The organism is Sinomonas terricola (genome assembly GCF_034931225.1).
In the GTDB taxonomy this organism is placed as follows: domain Bacteria; phylum Actinomycetota; class Actinomycetes; order Actinomycetales; family Micrococcaceae; genus Sinomonas; species Sinomonas terricola.
The window spans coordinates 162,182-180,834 of sequence record NZ_JAYGGQ010000008.1; the positions used below are offsets into that span (position 1 = coordinate 162,182).

At 69.1% G+C, this 18,653-nt stretch carries 15 protein-coding genes; 4 read left to right on the forward strand and 11 right to left on the reverse strand.

The genetic code is table 11. The features are described 5' to 3' along the window. Nucleotides 1–87: 87 nt before the first annotated feature. The 4 genes from nrdF to nrdH are packed head-to-tail and all read right to left on the reverse strand — an operon-like array spanning nt 88 to nt 4,024. Entirely contained in the window at nt 88–1,065 is a 978-nt protein-coding gene (gene nrdF / locus SPF06_RS11995; RefSeq protein WP_323279293.1) for a class 1b ribonucleoside-diphosphate reductase subunit beta, read from the reverse strand. A 37-nt stretch (nt 1,066–1,102) separates the two neighbouring features. Then, a complete protein-coding gene (gene nrdE, locus SPF06_RS12000; RefSeq protein WP_323279332.1) occupies nt 1,103–3,229 on the reverse strand; it encodes a class 1b ribonucleoside-diphosphate reductase subunit alpha in 2,127 nt (708 codons plus the stop codon). Between the two features lie 23 nt (nt 3,230–3,252). Further along, complete coding sequence (gene nrdI, locus SPF06_RS12005) at nt 3,253–3,717, reverse strand: class Ib ribonucleoside-diphosphate reductase assembly flavoprotein NrdI (RefSeq protein ID WP_323279333.1); 465 nt, start codon at nt 3,715–3,717, stop codon at nt 3,253–3,255. A 55-nt stretch (nt 3,718–3,772) separates the two neighbouring features. Then, entirely contained in the window at nt 3,773–4,024 is a 252-nt protein-coding gene (gene nrdH / locus SPF06_RS12010; protein WP_323279294.1) for a glutaredoxin-like protein NrdH, read from the reverse strand. A gap of 424 nt (nt 4,025–4,448) precedes the next feature. On the opposite strand from nrdH, the gene SPF06_RS12015 reads away from it, so the two are divergent. The 3 genes from SPF06_RS12015 (at nt 4,449) to SPF06_RS12025 (ending at nt 6,777) form a co-directional block, all read left to right on the forward strand. Beyond that, on the forward strand, nt 4,449–5,381 hold the full coding sequence (locus SPF06_RS12015) for a LysR family transcriptional regulator (protein ID WP_323279295.1): 933 nt from the start codon (nt 4,449–4,451) through the stop codon (nt 5,379–5,381). Nucleotides 5,382–5,387: 6 nt separating this feature from the next. After that, on the forward strand, nt 5,388–6,203 hold the full coding sequence (locus tag SPF06_RS12020) for a DUF72 domain-containing protein (protein ID WP_323279296.1): 816 nt from the start codon (nt 5,388–5,390) through the stop codon (nt 6,201–6,203). A 70-nt stretch (nt 6,204–6,273) separates the two neighbouring features. Further along, nucleotides 6,274–6,777, forward strand: coding sequence for a DUF2004 domain-containing protein (locus tag SPF06_RS12025; RefSeq protein WP_323279297.1), 504 nt, complete (start codon nt 6,274–6,276; stop codon nt 6,775–6,777). A gap of 103 nt (nt 6,778–6,880) precedes the next feature. Here SPF06_RS12025 and metE read toward each other — a convergent pair whose 3' ends face one another. From metE to SPF06_RS12050, 5 genes are all read right to left on the reverse strand, one after another. Then, on the reverse strand, nt 6,881–9,223 hold the full coding sequence (gene metE, locus SPF06_RS12030) for a 5-methyltetrahydropteroyltriglutamate--homocysteine S-methyltransferase (protein WP_323279298.1): 2,343 nt from the start codon (nt 9,221–9,223) through the stop codon (nt 6,881–6,883). Nucleotides 9,224–9,257: 34 nt separating this feature from the next. Beyond that, complete coding sequence (locus SPF06_RS12035; RefSeq protein WP_323279299.1) at nt 9,258–10,202, reverse strand: methylenetetrahydrofolate reductase; 945 nt, start codon at nt 10,200–10,202, stop codon at nt 9,258–9,260. 349 nt (nt 10,203–10,551) lie between these two features. Beyond that, nucleotides 10,552–11,760 (reverse strand): ROK family transcriptional regulator, encoded by a 1,209-nt coding sequence (locus SPF06_RS12040; RefSeq protein WP_323279334.1) that lies wholly within the window; start codon nt 11,758–11,760, stop codon nt 10,552–10,554. A 169-nt stretch (nt 11,761–11,929) separates the two neighbouring features. Beyond that, nucleotides 11,930–13,129, reverse strand: a complete 1,200-nt coding sequence (locus tag SPF06_RS12045; protein ID WP_428985754.1) for a class I SAM-dependent methyltransferase — start codon at nt 13,127–13,129, stop codon at nt 11,930–11,932. Between the two features lie 45 nt (nt 13,130–13,174). Beyond that, nucleotides 13,175–14,590 (reverse strand): phytoene desaturase family protein, encoded by a 1,416-nt coding sequence (locus tag SPF06_RS12050; RefSeq protein WP_323279300.1) that lies wholly within the window; start codon nt 14,588–14,590, stop codon nt 13,175–13,177. Between the two features lie 83 nt (nt 14,591–14,673). On the opposite strand from SPF06_RS12050, the gene SPF06_RS12055 reads away from it, so the two are divergent. Further along, nucleotides 14,674–16,341, forward strand: a complete 1,668-nt coding sequence (locus SPF06_RS12055; RefSeq protein ID WP_323279301.1) for a SulP family inorganic anion transporter — start codon at nt 14,674–14,676, stop codon at nt 16,339–16,341. 26 nt (nt 16,342–16,367) lie between these two features. Here SPF06_RS12055 and SPF06_RS12060 read toward each other — a convergent pair whose 3' ends face one another. Beyond that, a complete protein-coding gene (locus SPF06_RS12060) occupies nt 16,368–17,873 on the reverse strand; it encodes a sialidase family protein (RefSeq protein WP_323279302.1) in 1,506 nt (501 codons plus the stop codon). Nucleotides 17,874–17,984: 111 nt separating this feature from the next. Next, entirely contained in the window at nt 17,985–18,650 is a 666-nt protein-coding gene (locus SPF06_RS12065) for an alpha/beta hydrolase family protein (protein ID WP_323279303.1), read from the reverse strand. Nucleotides 18,651–18,653 lie beyond the last annotated feature (3 nt).

The following is an 18,653-nucleotide window of genomic DNA, read 5'->3' on the forward strand; positions in this document are numbered from 1 at the left end:
TCGGCACGAAAAGAGGCCCGGACCTGCAGAAACCTGCAGGTCCGGGCCTCCCATCAGCGCTTTACGGGCGCCGGGCTGAGATCACTCTCAGAAGTCCCAGTCCTCGTCTTCCGTGTTCACGGCCTTGCCGATCACGTAGCTCGAACCGGACCCCGAGAAGAAGTCGTGGTTCTCGTCCGCGTTCGGTGAAAGGGCCGAGAGGATGGCCGGGTTCACGTCCGTCACGGAGGACGGGAACATGGCCTCGTACCCGAGGTTCATGAGCGCCTTGTTGGCGTTGTAGTGCAGGAACTTCTTGACGTCCTCGGAGAGCCCCACGGGGTCGTAAAGATCGTGCGTGTACTGGACCTCGTTCTCGTAGAGCTCGAAGAGGAGCTCGAACGTGTAGTCCTTGATCTCCTGGCGCTTCTCCTCGGAGACCCGCTCGAGGCCCTTCTGGAACTTGTAGCCGATGTAGTAGCCGTGCACGGCCTCGTCACGGATGATGAGCCGGATGAGGTCCGCGGTGTTCGTGAGCTTCGCGCGGGACGACCAGTACATAGGCAGGTAGAAGCCCGAGTAGAAGAGGAAGCTCTCGAGCAGGGTCGAGGCGACCTTGCGCTTGAGCGGCTCGTCGCCACGGTAGTAGTCCATGACGATGTGCGCCTTGCGCTGGAGGTTCTCATTCTCGAGGCTCCACCGGAAAGCGTCGTCGATCTCCTTGGTCGAGCACAGCGTCGAGAAGATCGACGAGTAGCTCTTGGCGTGGACCGACTCCATGAACGCGATGTTCGTGTAGACCGCTTCCTCGTGCGGCGTGATCGCGTCCGGGATGAGGCTCACGGCGCCGACGGTGCCCTGGATCGTGTCGAGGAGCGTGAGGCCCGTGAACACGCGCATCGTGAGCTGCTGCTCCTGAGCGGTGAGCGTGTTCCACGACGGCACGTCGTTGGAGAGCGGCACCTTCTCGGGAAGCCAGAAGTTGTTCACGAGGCGGTTCCACACCTCGACGTCCTTCTCGTCCTGGATGCGGTTCCAGTTGATCGCCTGGACGTGGTCGAGGAGCTTGAGCTTCTCGGGGGTCATCGGAGGTCCTTTCGAACGAAGTAAGAGTCAACAACCACTACAGCATGCAGCTGACGCAACCCTCCACCTCGGTCCCCTCGAGGGCGAGCTGGCGAATTCGGATGTAGTAGAGCGTCTTGATGCCCTTGCGCCACGCGTAGATCTGAGCCTTGTTGATGTCGCGCGTCGTCGCCGTGTCCTTGAAGAAGAGCGTGAGCGAGAGGCCCTGGTCCACGTGCTGGCTTGCTGCCGCGTAGGTGTCGATGATCTTCTCGTAGCCGATCTCGTACGCGTCCTGGTAGTACTCCAGGTTGTCGTTCGTGAGGTACGGGGCCGGGTAGTAGACGCGGCCGATCTTGCCTTCCTTGCGGATCTCGATCTTCGACGCCACCGGGTGGATCGACGACGTCGAGTTGTTGATGTAGCTGATCGAGCCGGTCGGCGGGACCGCCTGGAGGTTCTGGTTGTAGATGCCGTGCTCCATGACCGAGGCCTTGAGTGCGCGCCAGTCGTCCTGCGTCGGAACGTGGACGTTCGCCTCCGCGAAGATCTCCCGCACGCGGTCCGTCTTCGGCGCCCACTCCTGCTCGGTGTACTTGTCGAAGAACTCCCCCGACGCGTACTTCGAGTTCTCGAAGCCCCCGAAAGGAGCCCCGTGCTCCTGCGCGAGCAGGTTCGACGCGCGGAGCGCATGGAACAGGACCGTGTAGAAGTAGATGTTCGTGAAGTCGAGGCCCTCTTCGGAGCCGTAGTGCACCCGCTCGCGGGCGAGGTATCCGTGGAGGTTCATCTGCCCGAGGCCGATCGCGTGCGACTTCGAGTTGCCCTCCGCGACGGACGGCACCGACTGGATGTCGCTCATATCGGACACGGCGGAGAGCGCGCGGATCGCCGTCTCGATCGAGAGCCCGAAGTCACCCGAGTCCATCGTCTTGGCGATGTTCATCGACCCGAGGTTGCACGAGATGTCCTTGCCCACCTGGGCGTAGGTGAGGTCCTCGTTGTAGAGCGACGGCGAGGAAACCTGGAGGATCTCCGAGCACAGGTTGCTCATGGTCACCTTGCCGGCGATCGGGTTGGCCCGGTTCACCGTGTCCTCGAACATGATGTACGGGTAGCCCGACTCGAACTGGATCTCCGCGAGGGTCTGGAAGAACTCGCGCGCATTGATCTTCGTCTTCTTGATCCGCGCGTCGTCCACCATCTCGTAGTACTTCTCGGTGACCGAGACGTCGGAGAACGGGATGCCGTACACGCGCTCGACGTCGTACGGCGAGAACAGGTACATGTCCTCGTTCCGCTTTGCGAGCTCGAACGTGATGTCCGGGATCACGACGCCGAGCGAGAGCGTCTTGATGCGGATCTTCTCGTCCGCGTTCTCGCGCTTCGTGTCGAGGAAGCGGTAGATGTCCGGGTGGTGCGCGTGCAGATATACGGCACCGGCACCCTGGCGCGCACCAAGCTGGTTCGCGTAGGAGAACGAGTCCTCGAGGAGCTTCATGACCGGGATGACACCCGATGACTGGTTCTCGATCTGCTTGATCGGGGCACCGTGCTCGCGGATGTTGGTGAGCGAGAGTGCCACGCCGCCGCCGCGCTTCGAAAGCTGGAGCGCCGAGTTGATGCCGCGCGCGATCGACTCCATGTTGTCCTCGATGCGCAGGAGGAAGCACGAGACGAGCTCGCCGCGCTGCTTCTTGCCCGCGTTGAGGAACGTCGGCGTCGCGGGCTGGAACCGGCCCGCGATGATCTCGTCGACAAGCTGCGTCGCGAGCTGCTCATCGCCGCGCGCGAGGTGGAGCGCGACCATGCACACGCGGTCCTCGTAGCGCTCGAGGTAGCGCTTGCCGTCGAACGTCTTGAGCGTGTACGACGTGTAGAACTTGAACGCGCCGAGGAACGTCTCGAACCGGAACTTCTTCTTGTACGCGCGGCTGAACAGCTCGCGGATGAAGTTCATCGTGTACTGGTCGAGCGTCTCGCGCTCGTAGTAGTCCTTCTTGAGGAGGTACTCGAGCTTCTCGTCCAGGTCGTGGAAGAACACCGTGTTGGTGTTGACGTGCTCGAGGAAATACTGGCGCGCCGCGTACCGATCGGCGTCGAACTGGATCTTGCCGTCCTCGCCGTACAGGTTCAGCATCGCGTTGAGCTCGTGGTAGCCCAAGCCCTTGTACTTCGCGGGCAGTTCCTTGGGGTCCACAGCAGCCGCTACTGCGGGTTCTGCGACAGTCGTGTCCAAAATGCGTCCAATCCTTCGGTGACCCGGGCGACGTCGTCGGGCGTGCCCATGAGCTCGAAACGGTAGAGGTGAGGGACCTTGCACTTGACAGCGATCACGTCGCCCGCGGCGCAGTAATTGTCCCCGAAGTTCGTGTTCCCCGCGCCGATGACCCCTCGGATGAGGGAACGGTTCTGCGGGTCGTTGAGGAATCTGATGACCTGCTTCGGCACCGACCCCGCTCCCCCGGTCCCGCCATAGGTCGGGACGACGAGCACGAACGGCTCCGTGGCCCGGATGGGCCGATCGTGCGGATGGAGCGGGATGCGCTCCGCGTCAAGGCCGAGCTTGGCCACGAAGCGGTGCGTATTGCCGGAAGCAGACGAGAAGTAGATGAGCCGGCTCGACACGGGGCGGGGCTCGGCCTCGGGCGCGTGCGCGCCCGGCGTGGCCATGACCAATGACGCAGTCACCTCAGCACCCCCTTGCGAGAGAGAACGGACGACGGCGTCAGGCCACCGATGCGGACGAGGTTCCCGACTGCGCGAGCTCCTCGATCTTGTCGGGGCGGAAGCCCGACCAGTGGCCGCCGTCGGTGACAACGACGGGCGCCTGCATGTAGCCCATGGCCTTGAGCCGCTCGAGGGCCTCTGGGTCCTGGGTAACGTCGACGCTCTGGTAGGCGATGCCCTTCTTGTCGAGGGCACGGTAGGTGGCGTTGCACTGCACGCACGCAGGCTTCGTGTAGACCGTGACGTTCATGGTTCCTTCCCTCCTGGAAGACTTGCGCTGGCTGCGGCCCGGTGAGGTCGCCCGACTGGCCGGCAGCCTTCCCGTGGTTCGGACTGCCTTGGCGTGTCACCACACTACATGTAGTGGTCGGTGCCGTTGTGTACCCCAAGATGATGTCTTACAAGTATGTCATTCATCACGCCGAGAGTCCACACTTACTGCACAGTAAACCCACACCCAAACCCGCGGTTTTCCGCCCATCTCGGGGCATCGTCCACAGGCTGTGGAGCGCCGTCTGCACACAGGAAAAAACTTTCGTGTCGTTCGCCGTCGGCGTGTCGCGGACGGCGTGGCGCACCTCACTGCGTGTCGTAGGCTGATCACGAGGTCCGGCCGCTGTGCCGGGCCCCTGCTCGTCCGCCCATCCGCCAAACCCGTCCCGAGGAGGTCCACGATGGTGAACCCCGTCCATCTCCAGACCCTCCTCGAGGTCGTGCGCCAGGGCTCCTTCGCGGCCGCCGCCCAGCGGCTCGGCTACACGGCGTCGGCCGTCTCCCAGCAGATGGCCGCACTCGAGCGGGAGACCGGCGCCCAGCTCTTCATCCGCTCCCCCAAGAGCGTGACGCCCACCGAGGCCGCCGTCGTCATGACGCGCCACGCGACGAAGGTGCTCACCGACATCGACGCGCTCAAGGCGGCCACCGCGCGGGCCGCCGAGGCAGCCGGCAAGGGCCTGCGCCTCGGGATCTTCCCGAGCCTTGCGACCTATGTCCTCCCCTCCGTCCTGCGGAACGAACGCTGGCGGCACCTCGGGCTCGACCTTCACGTCTCCATCGCCGAGCCGGGCGAGACGATCCGGGGGCTACGCACGGGAGGCGAGCTCGACGTCGTCCTCGTCTACCAGGTGGGCCAGAGCGGGCTCGCGTGGCCGCACACAATGGAGCGGCAGTGGATCGGCGACGATCCCTTCTGCGTCGTGCTGCCAGCCTCGTGGGGCATCGCCGAAGGCGCCCAGGTGACCGCGCGCCAGCTCGGCGGCATGCCGTGGATCGTCCACCATCCGGGGACGAGCGACGCGACCGTCATCGACCGGCTCTTCGCAAGCTGCGGGCTCGAGCCGCGCGTCGTCGGCTACAGCGACGATTTCAACGCAAGCCTCGGCCTCGCCTCCTCGGGCCTCGGCGCGACGCTCGTCCCGGAGCTCGCGCTGCAGACGCGGCCGGACGGCGTCGTCGTCGTCGACGTCCCTGAGATCCGGCTGGCCCGCAACATCTTCGCCCTGCGCCCAGGCGGCTCGGGCGACACCCAGACGGGGCTGTTCCTCGACCTCGTCGCCGAGACGCTCAAGTCGATCCAGGCCCGCAACCCCGGCGCGGCGCGCCGATAGACCCCCATGGCCAAGGCCTTCGTGGGAGTCTCCGGCTGGCGCTACGCGAGCTGGCGCGGCGACTTCTACCCGCAGGGCCTGCGCCAGGAGGACGAGCTCGCCTACGCGGCCGAGCACATGACCTCGATCGAGATCAATGGCTCCTTCTACTCCCTCCAGCGGCCGTCGTCGTACGAGCGCTGGCGCGCCGCGACCCCGGACGGCTTCCGCCTCGCGGTCAAGGGCGGCCGGTTCATCACCCACCTGAAGCAGCTGCGCGACGTCGAGGCGCCCCTCGCGAACTTCTTCGCCTCCGGCGTCCTCGCCCTCGCGGACCGCCTCGGCCCCATCCTGTGGCAGCTCCCCGAGCGCCTCGCGTTCGATCCGGAGCGGCTCGACGCCTTCGCGCGGCTCCTCCCCCGGACGACGACGGCGGCCGCAGAGCTCGCCGCGCGCCACAACGAGAAGCTTCCCGCGGACCGCGCCTTCGCCGAGGCGCCGTTCGAGGGGCCGCTCCAGCACGCCCTCGAGGCGCGCCACGAGAGCTTCGATACGGACGACGCGCGGGCATTCCTCGCCGAGCGGGACGTGTGCACGGTCATCGCCGACAGCGCGGGCCGCTGGCCGACCCTCCGCGACGAGACCGGCCCTATACGCTACGTGCGGCTCCACGGCGAGACCGAGCTGTACCGTGGCGGCTATTCGCAGGCGTCCCTCGCGCGCTGGGCCGAGCGGATCCGCGGCTGGCTCGAGCTCGGGATCGACGCGTACGTCTACTTCGACAACGACGCCGACGGCCGCGCACCGCACGACGCCGTGGCCCTCCTGAAGCGTCTCGCGTAACACCCGATCCGGTATCCCGCATTGCCCCGACACGCTGGCCTGCCGCATGGGCGAGGACTATCTTTTAGTCATGGAGACGGCAGTCAGCCGGCATTTCGGGGAAATCGCCCTCACGCCGGCAGGGCAACGGATCATTTCGGGCCGGTATGAGCACGATGGCGGCCCGATCGACCTCGACCTGAGCATCGGCGAGCACGAGCGGCTCGACGAGGCCGAAGTCCACAAGGTCGACTACCGCCTCCGCTTCCTGCCCGAGCTTATCGAGGCAGCGCGGGAGCGCATTGCGCAGGACCTCGAAGACGAGGACTCCTCCGTGGTCGAGTACCGGCACTTCCACTGCCAGAACCTGAGCGACGGGAAGATCCGAGAGCTCTTCGGCGTCGAGCGGTCGGACGAGGTCGACGACGACCACTTCGTCCGCGCGCTGCGCCTCTCCCGCGTCGGGATCTTCCCCGGCCAGCCCGAACGCTACTTCGTCCTCGACTTCACGCTGGGCGAGGGGTTCACGGACGAGGTGCTCGTGGCCGCGGCCGACGAGGACGGCGTGGTCGACGACGAGGTCAACTGGGACTAATCAGCTGGCCGCCCCGCGCCTACGTGGCCAATCAATCGCAAGAGCTGGCCACTCGTCGTGACGTGCACGACGAGTGGCCAGCTCTTTACCAACCAGTGGCCAGTCAGGCGTTCGCCGAGATGACCTCGCGAGCCGCCTTGGTGGCCTCGACGAGGTTGCGGAGCGACTCCTCCGTCTCGACGTAGCCGCGGGTCTTGAGGCCGCAGTCCGGGTTGACCCAGAGCTGGCGCGACGGGACGTGCGCGACGGCCGTCTTGAGCAGCTCCTCGATCTCGCCCTGCGAGGGGACGCGCGGCGAGTGGATGTCGTACACGCCCGGACCGACGCCGCGGCCGAAGCCATGGCTCTCGAGGTCGTGGACGACCTCCATGCGCGAGCGGGCCGCCTCAATCGAGGTCACGTCGGCGTCGAGGCCGTCGATCGCGTCGATGATGACGCCGAACTCCGAGTAGCACAGGTGCGTGTGGATCTGGGTCGCGTCCACCACGCCCGAGGTCGCAAGCCGGAACGACTTCACGGACCAGTCGAGGTACGCGGGCTGGTCGGCGCGGCGCAGCGGGAGGAGCTCGCGCAGGGCCGGCTCGTCGACCTGGATGACCTTGATCCCGGCGGACTCAAGGTCCGAGATCTCGTCGCGGAGCGCGAGCGCCACCTGGTTGGCAGTCTCGGCGAGCGGCTGGTCGTCGCGCACGAAGGACCACGCGAGGATCGTGACCGGGCCCGTGAGCATACCCTTCATGGGCTTCTCGGTGAGCGACTGCGCGTACTCGGCCCACGGAACCGTGATCGGCGCCGGGCGGGAGACGTCTCCCCAGAGGATCGACGGGCGCGTGCAGCGCGAGCCGTAGGACTGCACCCAGCCGTGGACCGTGACGTCGAAGCCGTCGAGGTTCTCGGCGAAGTACTGGACCATGTCGTTACGCTCGGGCTCGCCGTGGACGAGCACGTCGAAACCAAGCTCCTCCTGGAGGTCCACGACGCGCTTGATCTCGTCCTTCATGAGGCGCTCGTACTCGGCGGCGTCGATCGCGCCCTTGTTCAGGCGTGCGCGGGCGCCGCGGACCTCGGCGGTCTGCGGGAACGAGCCGATCGTCGTCGTCGGAAGCGCGGGGAGGTTGAGCTCGGCGTCCTGCGCCGCGGCGCGGACCGCGTAGTCGGACCGCGAGAAGTCCGCATCAGTCAGCGCCGCGGTACGCTCGCGCACCTCGGTGCGGCGCACGCCCGGGGCCTCGGCGCGCGAGGCGATGACGCGGCTTGCCTCATCGATCGCGGCCTGGGCCGACGCCGGGTCGGCGAGGTAGGAGGCGAGGGTCGCGACCTCGGCGACCTTCTGGTCGGCGAACGCGAGCCAGCTCCGCAGCTGCGCGTCGAGCTGGGTCTCCTCCTCGACGTCGTGCGGGACGTGGAAGGCCGACGTCGACGTGCCGACGGCGACCGTGGCACCGGCCGCGCGGAGCGCGTCGAGCTTCGCCGCCGAGGCCGCGAGGTCGTTGCGCCAGATGTTGTGGCCGTCCACAACGCCCGCGACGAGGGTCTTGCCCGCGAAGGCACCCAGCTCCTCGGCGGACGGAACCGCGCCCTTGAACAGGTCGAGCGCGACGGCCTCGACGCCGGTCGCGGCGACGACGGCCGTCTGCGCGCCGAGCCCGCCGTACGGCGCGGAGAGCAGGATCTGCGGGCGGCCGGCCACCGAGGCAAGAGCCGCGTAGGCACGCTCGACGGCGTCGCTCACCTCGAGCGCAGGCGTGTCGAGGTCCGCGACGAGGGCCGGCTCATCGAGCTGGACCCACTCGGCACCGGCCTCGCCGAGGCGTGCGAGGAGCTCGGCGTAGACGGGGAGGACGTCCTCGAGGCGCGTGAGCGGATCGAAGTCCGCGGGAGCGCCGTCGGACGGCTTGCTCAGGAGGAGGAACGTGACCGGGCCCACGAGGTAGGGGCGGGTCACGACGCCGTTGGCCTTCGCGAAGCGGAACTCGTCGACGACGCGCTCCGACGAGAGGGAGAAGGACGTCTCCGGACCGATCTCGGGCACGAGGTAGTGGTAGTTCGTGTCGAACCACTTCGTCATCTCGAGCGGCTGCTGCTCGGCGTTGCCGCGGGCGAGCGTGAAGTAGGCGTCGAGGCCGAGGCGGCCCTCGGCGTCGTGCAGCTCGCCGAAGCGGGCGGGAACCGCACCAAGCGCGACCGCCGTGTCGAGCACCTGGTCGTAGTAGGAGAACGTGCCCGGGATGGCGGACGGCTCGGTCAGGCCAAGCTCCGTCAAGCGGCGGAGGGTCGCGAGCTGGATGCCTTCGGCAGCGGCCTCGAGCTCGGCTGCGCTGCTCTTGCCGGCCCAGTAGGCCTCGACGGCCTTCTTGAGCTCGCGACGGCGGCCGATGCGGGGGTAGCCGAGGATCGTGGCGGTCGGGAACGCCTTGCGGGCGGGAGGGAGGGTAGATGAGGTCATCGTGAGTCCTTCGTCGGTGACAGGTGTCGGGTGGTCAGTTGGCCTGGCGGCGGGCCAGGGACGGCCGGGACGGCCGCGGGAGGTCGAGCCGGGCGAGCACTTCGAGGGCGCTCTCGTGCTCGTTGAACGTGTACAGGTGCAGGCCGGGGGCGCCCGCGTCGAGCGCGGCCTGCGCGAGGGCGACGCTCGCCTCGACCCCGATCTTGCGAGCGAGAGCGCCGTCGTCCCCCGCGGCGCGCATCCTGTCGACGAGCGTCGCGTCCGGCGCGACGCCGCTCAGCTCGGAGAGCTTGAGGATGCGGCGCAGGCTCGTGAGGGGCATGATCCCCGGGATGATCGGGATCGTGACCCCGGCCCGGCGGGCCCGGTGGATGAGTGACGCGTACTGTTCGGCGTGGAAGAACACCTGGGTGATCGCGAAGTCCGCGCCCGAGCGCTGCTTGGCGAGGAGCACCTCGATGTCGTGGGCCTCGCTCGGCGACTCAGGGTGCTTCGTCGGATACGCCGCGACGCCGATCGCGACCTTCCCGGCCGCGAACTGCGCCGAGCGGCGGAGTTCGACGCGGCGGATGAGCTCGATGAGATCCTGCGCGTAGCGGAGGCTGCCCGCGGGCACCTGGCCGTCCCGCGGCTTGTCGCCGCGCAGCGCGAGGATGCCGCGCACGCCGCGGTCGAGCAGCTCGTTGACCGTCGTACTGAGCTCCTCCGGCGTGCCGCCGACACACGTGAGGTGCGCGAGCGGACGCAGAGTGGTCTCGAGCTGGAGCCGGTCGACGAGATCGAGCGCCGTATCGTGGTTCGAGCCGCTCGCACCGTAGGTCACAGAGACGTAGTCGGGCGCGGTGCCCTCAAGCTCGCGGATCGTCTTCCAGAGCGTCACCGAGGCGGCGTCGCTGCGCGGGGGGAAGAGCTCATACGAGAGGGCGACCGGCGCTTCCGTCACGGTCGAGGGTGCGTCGATAAGGGTGGGTGGGGACACTTGCTTTCCTTGGATCCGTGCCGACGGCGGAGTACGACGCCGGGTGAAGGGTATTCAGGAACACAGGGCGCACCGATCCGAGGCACCGCCGCGGCGGGTGCCCCATCTGGACCAGTCCCCTGCGGCAAATGTCAGACCCACACGGGGGCACCCACATCCCCGAGGGCGGGGATCGCTGACACGTTGCGGAGGCAACTGGTTACGAGACTAGAGAGAGCATGCGCGGGCTTCAAGCCGTGCGGCGCCCGGGCGGCGAATATGGCCAATTGCTACACGAACGGCCCAGCATGACGCTGCGTGACATGCGACGCGCCCGAACGTGCCGTGCGGCTTGCGGCCGCACCGGTAGTCAGCCCTCGAGGAGCAGCCGCTCTGCGCGGGGCGCGAGGGCGCGTTCGAGGACCAGGCACGCCGCGCCGACGGCGCCGACGTCTTCGCCGAGGCGCGTTCCCGCGAGGTCCACGTGATGGATGCCTCGGGTCGCGAGGAGGTCATTGACCATATTCGGCAGCACATCGAGGACGAAGTCTGCGACAGGCGCCCAGAAGGGCCCGCCGAAGACGAGACGCTCGACGTCGACGAGGTTGCCGACCACCGAGGCTCCCCACGCGAGGCTTCGCGCCGCCGTGCTCATGATCCCGATCGCGGTCTCGTCGCCCTCGCGGACGAGCTCCGAGAGGCGGGCGAACGCCGCCTGGAACTCGCGCGCCGTCGGGTTCGGGGGCAGCACCGGCAGGATGCCCGCGACGACGGCCTGGCTCACGAGCACTTGGGGCTCGAGGACGGTGCCGATGGTCCCGCGCATGCCGCACCCGTCGCTGCACAGGGGGCCGTCCGGGTCCACGATGATGTGGCCGATCTCCCCCGCGTTGCCCGAGCTTCCGCGATACACCTCGCCGTTGAGGACGAGCCCGCAGCCGAGGCCCGTGCCGAGGTAGAAGAACACGAAGCTTCCCGACCCGCCGGGGCCGCCGGCCCAGATCTCCGCGACGGCCGCGCCCGTGACGTCCTTGTCGACGGTGGTGGGAAGTCCGGTTGCGGTCTGGACCATGTCCTGGAGATTGACGTCGACCCAGCCGCGGAGCAGGGGCGGCCCGACGACGGCGCCGCGGTCGAGGTCGATCGGCCCCGGGGCGGCCACGCCGAGGCCCGCGATGAGCGAGCGGCTCACGCCCGAAAGGGAGATGAGCTCCTCGACGCATTCGGCGATGGCCGCGACGATCTCGGCCGGCTCATGGCTTTGGGGCGTGACGAACGTGCGCTTCTCAACGACGGACCCCACGAGGTCGAGGAGCACAACCGTGATGAGGGCCGGGTCAAGGTGCACCCCGATCGCGTACATGCCCGAGGGGTTCAGGCGGAGGATGGTGCGAGGCTTGCCCGGCCCGGAGCCCTCCTTGCCTGCCTCGACGATGAGCTTCTGGTCGAGGAGGCGGCGCGAGATGTTGGAGATCGTCTGAGGCGAGAGGCCGACGAGCTGGGCGAGCTCTACCCGGCTCATCCCGGCCTCCGAACGGCGGATCGCGTCGAGGATGACCGTCAGATTGAAGTCCCCCATGCGCGGCAGATTGGTGCCGCGCCGCGGCGCTGGCTGACGTGGCTGCTCCGTCACAGGGTCCTTTCGGCCGAAGAGCGGATAATTCCTTTCGTTTACGTTACCCTGTTTGGGCCCGCGCGACGCCGAGCAACAGCTGAGGAGATCGCATGTCGCCCGCCGACGGAGGACCTCACGCGGTAGGGATGCGCCTAACTGAACGGGTGACCGTGAACTTGCGCGAGCGCCCTTCGACCGAGGTCGGCCCCACAGATTCCTCGAGCTGGCGGCGATAGTCAAGATGCGAGTTGTACACCGTCCACAGCTCGCCACCGGGCCGCAGGAGCCGCGCCCCGGCGTCGATGAGCTTGAGGGCGGCTCCCGCGTGCACGCTCGCGCCGAGGTGGAAGGGCGGATTGAGAAGCACGACGTCGGCCGAGCCCGCCTCGCGCGAGGAGGCGGCGTCGTCGTACTCGACGACGACCCGGTCCGCGATCCCGTTCGCGTCCATAGTCGCCCGGGCCGAGCGGGCGGCGGCCGCGGAACGGTCCGTCGCGACGACGGACGCGCCCGGGTGCGCGAGGGCGTAGGCAGCGGCGAGCGCGCCGGTTCCGCAACCGAGGTCGACGGCGGCGCCCTCCGGAATGCGGCCGAGGAACCCGAGCAGGAACCGCGTCCCGAGGTCGAGCCGCTCGCCCGCGAACGCGCCGCCGTGCGCGCACAGGGTAAGGCCGACGTCGTCGTGCACTGACGCCACGGGGAACCGGGGACGCTCGGGGACGCCGAGCTGGCCTTCGGCGACGATGAGGCGGGACTTCCGCACCGCGAGCTCGGCACGCACCTCGCGGAAACACGCTCCGAGGACGCCGTTCATCGCGAGCGTCATGTGCTTGACCCGTCCGCCCGCAACCACGACGACATCGGGCGCCGCCCAGCGGGCGACGGCGTCCGCAATCTCCTCGAGCTCGGCGAGGCCCCGAGGGAGCTGGAGCAGCACGAGCCGAGCGCCGTCGAGCAGCTCGCGATCGAGCTCGCATTGGCGCTGGACGCCGTTGAGCCCGAGGGCCAAGGCGTTGCGCGCCATGGCCTCGCGGCCCGTCACGAGGTCCTCGTGGACTCGAACGCCCGTGAGCCCGGCCGCCGCCAGGCGGAGCGAGATCGCGCCGTACGCATCGCCGACGACCGCAATCTCGCGTCCCTCAAGCGAACGCTGGGCGGCCTCGGCGATGCCGCGTTCGGCCAGGAGCTGGTCGGTCGCATCCCAGGCCTGCAGATTCGGGGCCTCGACGTCGGGGAAGCGGCGGAGGCGTTCGTACGGGAAGCCCGGCCCCTCGGAGAGGCCCCGGGTGTCGCGAAGGTCCCGCGCTCCGGGGAGATCAGCGTCGTCGTGCACCCGTCAACTCTATGCGCGCGGACGGCAGCGTGAATTCCGGCCCGTTCAGCGGCGGAGGTGGGCCAGCGCACGCTCAGCCGCGTGGAAGCCGGCCATGCCGTGTGTCCCCCCGCCGGGCGGGGTCGATGCGGAGCACAGGAAGACGCCGGGGACGCCGGTGGCGTACGGATCCGCCGCCGCGCGGGGCCGGAACACGAGCTGGCTCGGGGTGTTGGCTCCCCCGGCCACGTCGCCTCCCACGCAATTCGCGTTGTGCGCCTCAGCCTGCGCGACGGTCCGCGCCGAGACGGCCCTGATGCGACCGCGGAACCCCGGTGCGAAGCGTTCAATCTGCGCCGTCACCGCCTCCGTCGCGTCCCCCGCGTAGCCGTTCGGGACGTGCGCGTACGCCCACAGCGGGTTGAGTCCGCCCGACGAGCGCAGCGGGTCGGCGACGAACTGCTGGCCCACGAGGACGAACGGATTCGCTGGCATGCGGCCTTGAACGGCCTGCTCCTCGGACCGCGAGATCTCCTCGAACGTCCCGCCCAGGTGCACGGTGCCCGCGCGTCGCACGTCGGCGGCCGCCCAAGGAACATCGCCCTCGATCGCATAGTCGACCTTGAATGCGGCGGGCCCGTGGCGGTAGCGCGCATAGGAGCGGGCGACGGCACCCGGGAGCCTCCCCGCGAGGATCCGCGCCGCGGCTCTGGGGGCAACGCACAGAAGAAGGAGGTCGGCCGGGCCGGCGTCCTCGACCCGCTCGACGCGGACACCTGTTTCGACGCGTCCCCCGAGTTCGGCGAGCCGCGCGACAAGCGCATCCGCGATCCTCTGGCTCCCACCCTCGGCGACAGGCCACCCCACCGCGTGGCCGGCTGCGCCGAGGACGAGCCCGACGGCGCTCGAGAACGGGGCATCGAGCCGCGTGAACGCGTGGGCGGCGATGCCCGCGAAGAGGGCGCTCGCCTGCTCGTCCTTCCAGTGGCGCGTGAGAGCGCTCGCTGGGAGGGCCGCGAGGCCGCCGAACCGCGCGAACGCGACCGGTCGGCGGGGAACGTGCAGGACGGGGCCGAGGAGGTCCGGGACGAGTTCGGCGAACCTCTGGGCGGTTGAGCCGACGGTCGCCGCCCACGCGCGGCCGCCGGCGCCGAGCCCGCTCGCCGTCTCGGCGAGGTCCCGGTAGAGGAGCGCGGCCCGCCCGCCGTCGAGCGGGTGGGCGAGCTCGATCTCGGGCCACCTCCAGCGCAGGCCGTGCCGCTCGAGGCCTAGGCTCGAGAGGAACGGAGACGCGAGGGCCATGGGGTGGAACGCCGAGCATTCGTCATGCACAAGGCCAGGGAGCGTCGCCGCGGACGAGCGCGAGCCGCCGCCGATGCTCGGCTCGGCTTCGAGCACCCGCACCGAGATGCCCTCCTGCGCGAGCCGCACCGCGGCGGCGAGCCCGTTGGGCCCGCTCCCGACGACGACGGCGCTGGTCATGGCTCAATCCTCCCACTCCGCCCCGGCTCGCCTGGGCAGCCCCGGGGCTGGCGCGCGCCGCGCAACGGCGACATCATCGCAGCATGAGCTGGGTCCGGGGTTACGACCGAGACTGGATCCGGCACGACCTCCTGGCCGGTGCGGCGCTCGTCGGGATGCTCATCCCGGCAGGCATGGCCTATGCCCAGGCCGCGTCCCTCCCGCCCGCGGCGGGCCTTTATGCGACCATCGTCCCGCTGCTCGTCTACGCGGCCCTCGGCCCGTCGCGGATCCTCATCCTCGGGCCGGACTCGGCGCTCGCGCCCATGATCGCGGCCGCGGTGCTGCCTCTCGCCGGTGCTGGGAGCCCGCGGGCGATTGCCCTCGCAGGCCTCCTCGCCGTCTTCATCGGCGTGTACCTCCTCCTCGCGGCGCTGTTCCGGCTCGGGGCGCTCACGGGCCTGCTCTCGGGGCCGATCCGACTCGGCTACCTCGGCGGGATCGCGCTCACGGTCGCCGCGAACCAGCTCCCGACGCTACTCGGCATCTCGGCGCCAGGCGACATCCCGTGGGAGCGGCTCGCCGTCGTCGTCGGCGTCGTCGCGGACCGCGGGGTCAACGTCGTCGCGTTCCTCCTTGGGCTGGGGTCCCTCGTCCTGATCGCCGCGCCGCGCGTCCTGCGGTGGAAGGTGCCCGGCGCGCTGTTTGCCGTCGTCGGCTCGATGCTCGCAGTCTGGCTCGCGGCGCTGACGGATCGCGTTGCCGTCGTCGGCCGCCTCCCGCAGGGGCTACCGCTCCCCCAGCTTGCTGGAATCACGCTGCCCGATGCCCTCGGCCTCCTCGCGCCCGCGGCGGGGATCGCGCTCATGGTCTTCGCGGACACGAGCGTCCTCTCGCAGAGCCTCGCCTCCCGCGAGGGGCTCTCGGTCTCCGGCACGCGCGAGATGGCGGCGCTCGGTGCCGCTAATTTCGCGACCGGCCTGTTCGGCGGATTCCCAGTCTCGGTCAGCTCGTCGCGCACGCCGGTCGCGATCGACGCCGGGGGCAGGACGCAGCTGACCGGCGTCGTCGCGGCGCTCCTCGTCGCCGTCTTCATGGCGGCCGTTCCGGGGCTCACGGTCTACCTGCCCACCGCGACGCTCGCCGCCGTCGTCATCGGCGCGGCATTCGCCCTCGTCGATCCGCGCGCGATCACCCGGCTCTGGCGGATGAGCCGCGGCGAGTCGCTCCTCATGTTCGCGACGTTCGCCGGGGTGACCACGATCGGCGTGCTCCAGGGGATCGTCATCGCCGTCGCGCTCTCGCTGCTCGACTTCATCCGGCAGGCCTGGAACCCCTACCGCGCCGAACTCGGCGACCGTCCCGACGTGCCCGGCTACCACGACCTGTCCCGCCACCCCGAGGCGCAGCGGGTCCCGGGACTCATCCTCGCGAGGTTCGACGCTCCCCTGTTCTTTGCGAACGGACCCGTGTTCGCCGCGTTCATCCGAGGGCTTGTCGAGGCCGAGAAGCGCGCCGTGACGCACGTGGTGGTGGCGGCCGAGCCCCTGACAGGCATCGACACGACGGCGCTCGACGAGGTCGTGCTCCTCGACGACTGGCTCGACGCCCACGGGATCGAGCTCGTGTTCGCCGAGCTCAAAGGCCCGGTCAAGGACAAGCTGCTCCAATTCGGCACGGTCGAACGCTTCGGCCCGGACCACTTCTACCCGACGGTGAGCGCCGCCGTGCGGGACCTGCGGCGAGAGGACGACGGCGGCTCCCGCCGTTGAGCGGGAGCCGCCGCCTTCAGTTCCTTTCAGGGTGTGATCGTCGTAGCGACCGCGTCCGTCCGGTTGGCGAGATTGCCGTCGTTGGCCCGGACCGAGAGGGAGACGAAGCTCGTGCCTGAGGCCGCGAGGCCCTCGTAGTCACCCACGAAGAACCCGTTCGCGTTCGGCGCCGTCAGCATGTCGAACGGGCCGTACAGGTGTGTCTCGTTGCCGAAGCTCGCGCCCCCAGCCGGGGAGGACGTGAACCAGTAGTCCGTGGGCAGCGTGCTCGTGTTCCCGACGGTGAGACTGCGGAAATCGTAGTACGTGACCGCGACAGCACCGCTTGCGTTGACTCTCACGCTGGGCGTGAACGCCGGGACGCCGTGCGGCGTGTTGACGCGAGCGGGGGCCGTCCACGTGGCCCCGCCGTTAGCCGAAGTGGAGATGGCCACCTGGTCGAAGGCGAACCCCGTGAAGCGCGCGTCCTGCCAGACGACGTAGAGCTGGCCGGTCGCCGGGTCGATCGCGGGTTCGGGGATGATGTCTCCCGTGCGGATCCGTTGACCGGTATTGGGATCGGTCACGCCGACCGTGTCGAGCTTTGCCACGACCTGCGGAGCCGTCCACGTCGCGCCGCCGTCAGCGGACTTGACGAAGGCCACATTGTTGCCGTGGAGCTTGCCGGAACCGTTCGGGCCGCTGCTGAGGATCAGATTGAAGAAGTCGTAGAGCGTGCCAGTGCGCGGGTCCACAACGATCTGGTTGCCGATCGTCTGCTGGTGCTCTGCGGTCGGGACAATGATCTTCGTCGAATTCCACGTCACGCCGCCGTCGGTCGTCTTGGCGAACCAGGCCGGGCCGGTGAAGGCGGCAGCGTGCGCGTCGGCGCGCGGGTTGCCGACCGGCGCGACGAGACGATCCCACACGGCGTACGCCGTGCCGGCGTGGACAGGATCGGCCGTGACCGACTCCTTGTCATTGAAGAACTGGGAGCTCGCGTCCTCCTTCAGGATGGCGAGGTTGCCCCACGTCTTGCCCCCGTCGGTGGACGTGGCCGCGGCAACGCCGTTGTCGCTGCCCACCCCTTGGAACGAGATAGAAACGGAATAAGCGGTGCCGTCGGGGCCGAAGGACACCCACGGGTCGGAGGCACGGGTGAATTGTGCCGGGCCGCCCGGGGCGCACGCGCTGAACGGCTGGGCCGTCTCATGCCAGGTGGCACCGCCGTCGTTCGAATATCCGGCCACGAGACCGTGGGACCCGCCGTCGGACCACCTGTCTTGCTGCCAGACGCCGACGACATTGCTGGGGTTCGTCGGGTTGACGGAGACCCACGGCTCGACCTCGGCGTTGACATAATTGACGGCGCCCGGCGCGCCCCCGAGAGTGCACGAGGCAAAGGGACTCGGCCCGCTCGCGACGGCCGGAGGAGTGAAGGTTGCCGCTGAGGCGGCGCCTCCCAGATTGAGGAGCAGCGCTGCGGGAATGAGGGCGAGCAGTGCTGTGCGTGACGTGCGCAGGCGGGTTGGTGCGACGGATTTGGGCTTCATGGCATTCCTTACGGCGATAGTTCTCATCGACCCTGACGGCGATGGTTCTCACCCACGCATCCCAGCGCACCACCGCGCGTGAGGCACCCGCAAGAGCCGGAGGAGCCGAGTTCAGGCCTTTCGCCGCACGAACTCGGCGGTCGGCGCTGCGAGCGACGCGCCGATCGCATACGGGGTCCGTTTGACGCCCTTCAGCGCGAACGAGTGATCGGCCCCCTCGAACCACGTAAGCGTGGCCGTGGGGAGCTTCGCAACGACGGCGTCGAGAAGCTCGCGCGTCGCGAGCGTGTCCCGCGTGCCCTGGAGGAACAGCATGGGGAGGCCTAGCCCGTAGAGGTGCTCGTCGCGGATCTTCTCGGGCTTCCCCACCGGGTGGAGGGGATAGCCCAGGAAGACGAGCCCCGCCGTCGCCATCGCACCGTCGGCACAGGCCATCGACGCCATGCGCCCCCCGAACGACTTCCCCGCCGCCCACAGTGGTTCGCCCGACGAGCGGCGCCGCGCCTCCTCGACCGCCGCGGCCCACACGGCAATGGCCTTGGGCGGGCGGTCGGGGACGCGGCTCCCCGACTCCATGTACGCGAAGTTGAACCGCAGCGTCGCGACCCCCAGGCCGTTGAGCGCGTCGCAGTAGCCGACCATGAACGGGTGGTCCATGCCGGCCCCCGCGCCGTGCGCGACGACGACCGTTGCGTCAGCGCCGTCGGGGCGCGCGTAGACGCCCGAGACCGGGCCCGAAGGCGTGGGGATCGAAAGGCGTTCGCCGTGGTCCGTCATGGG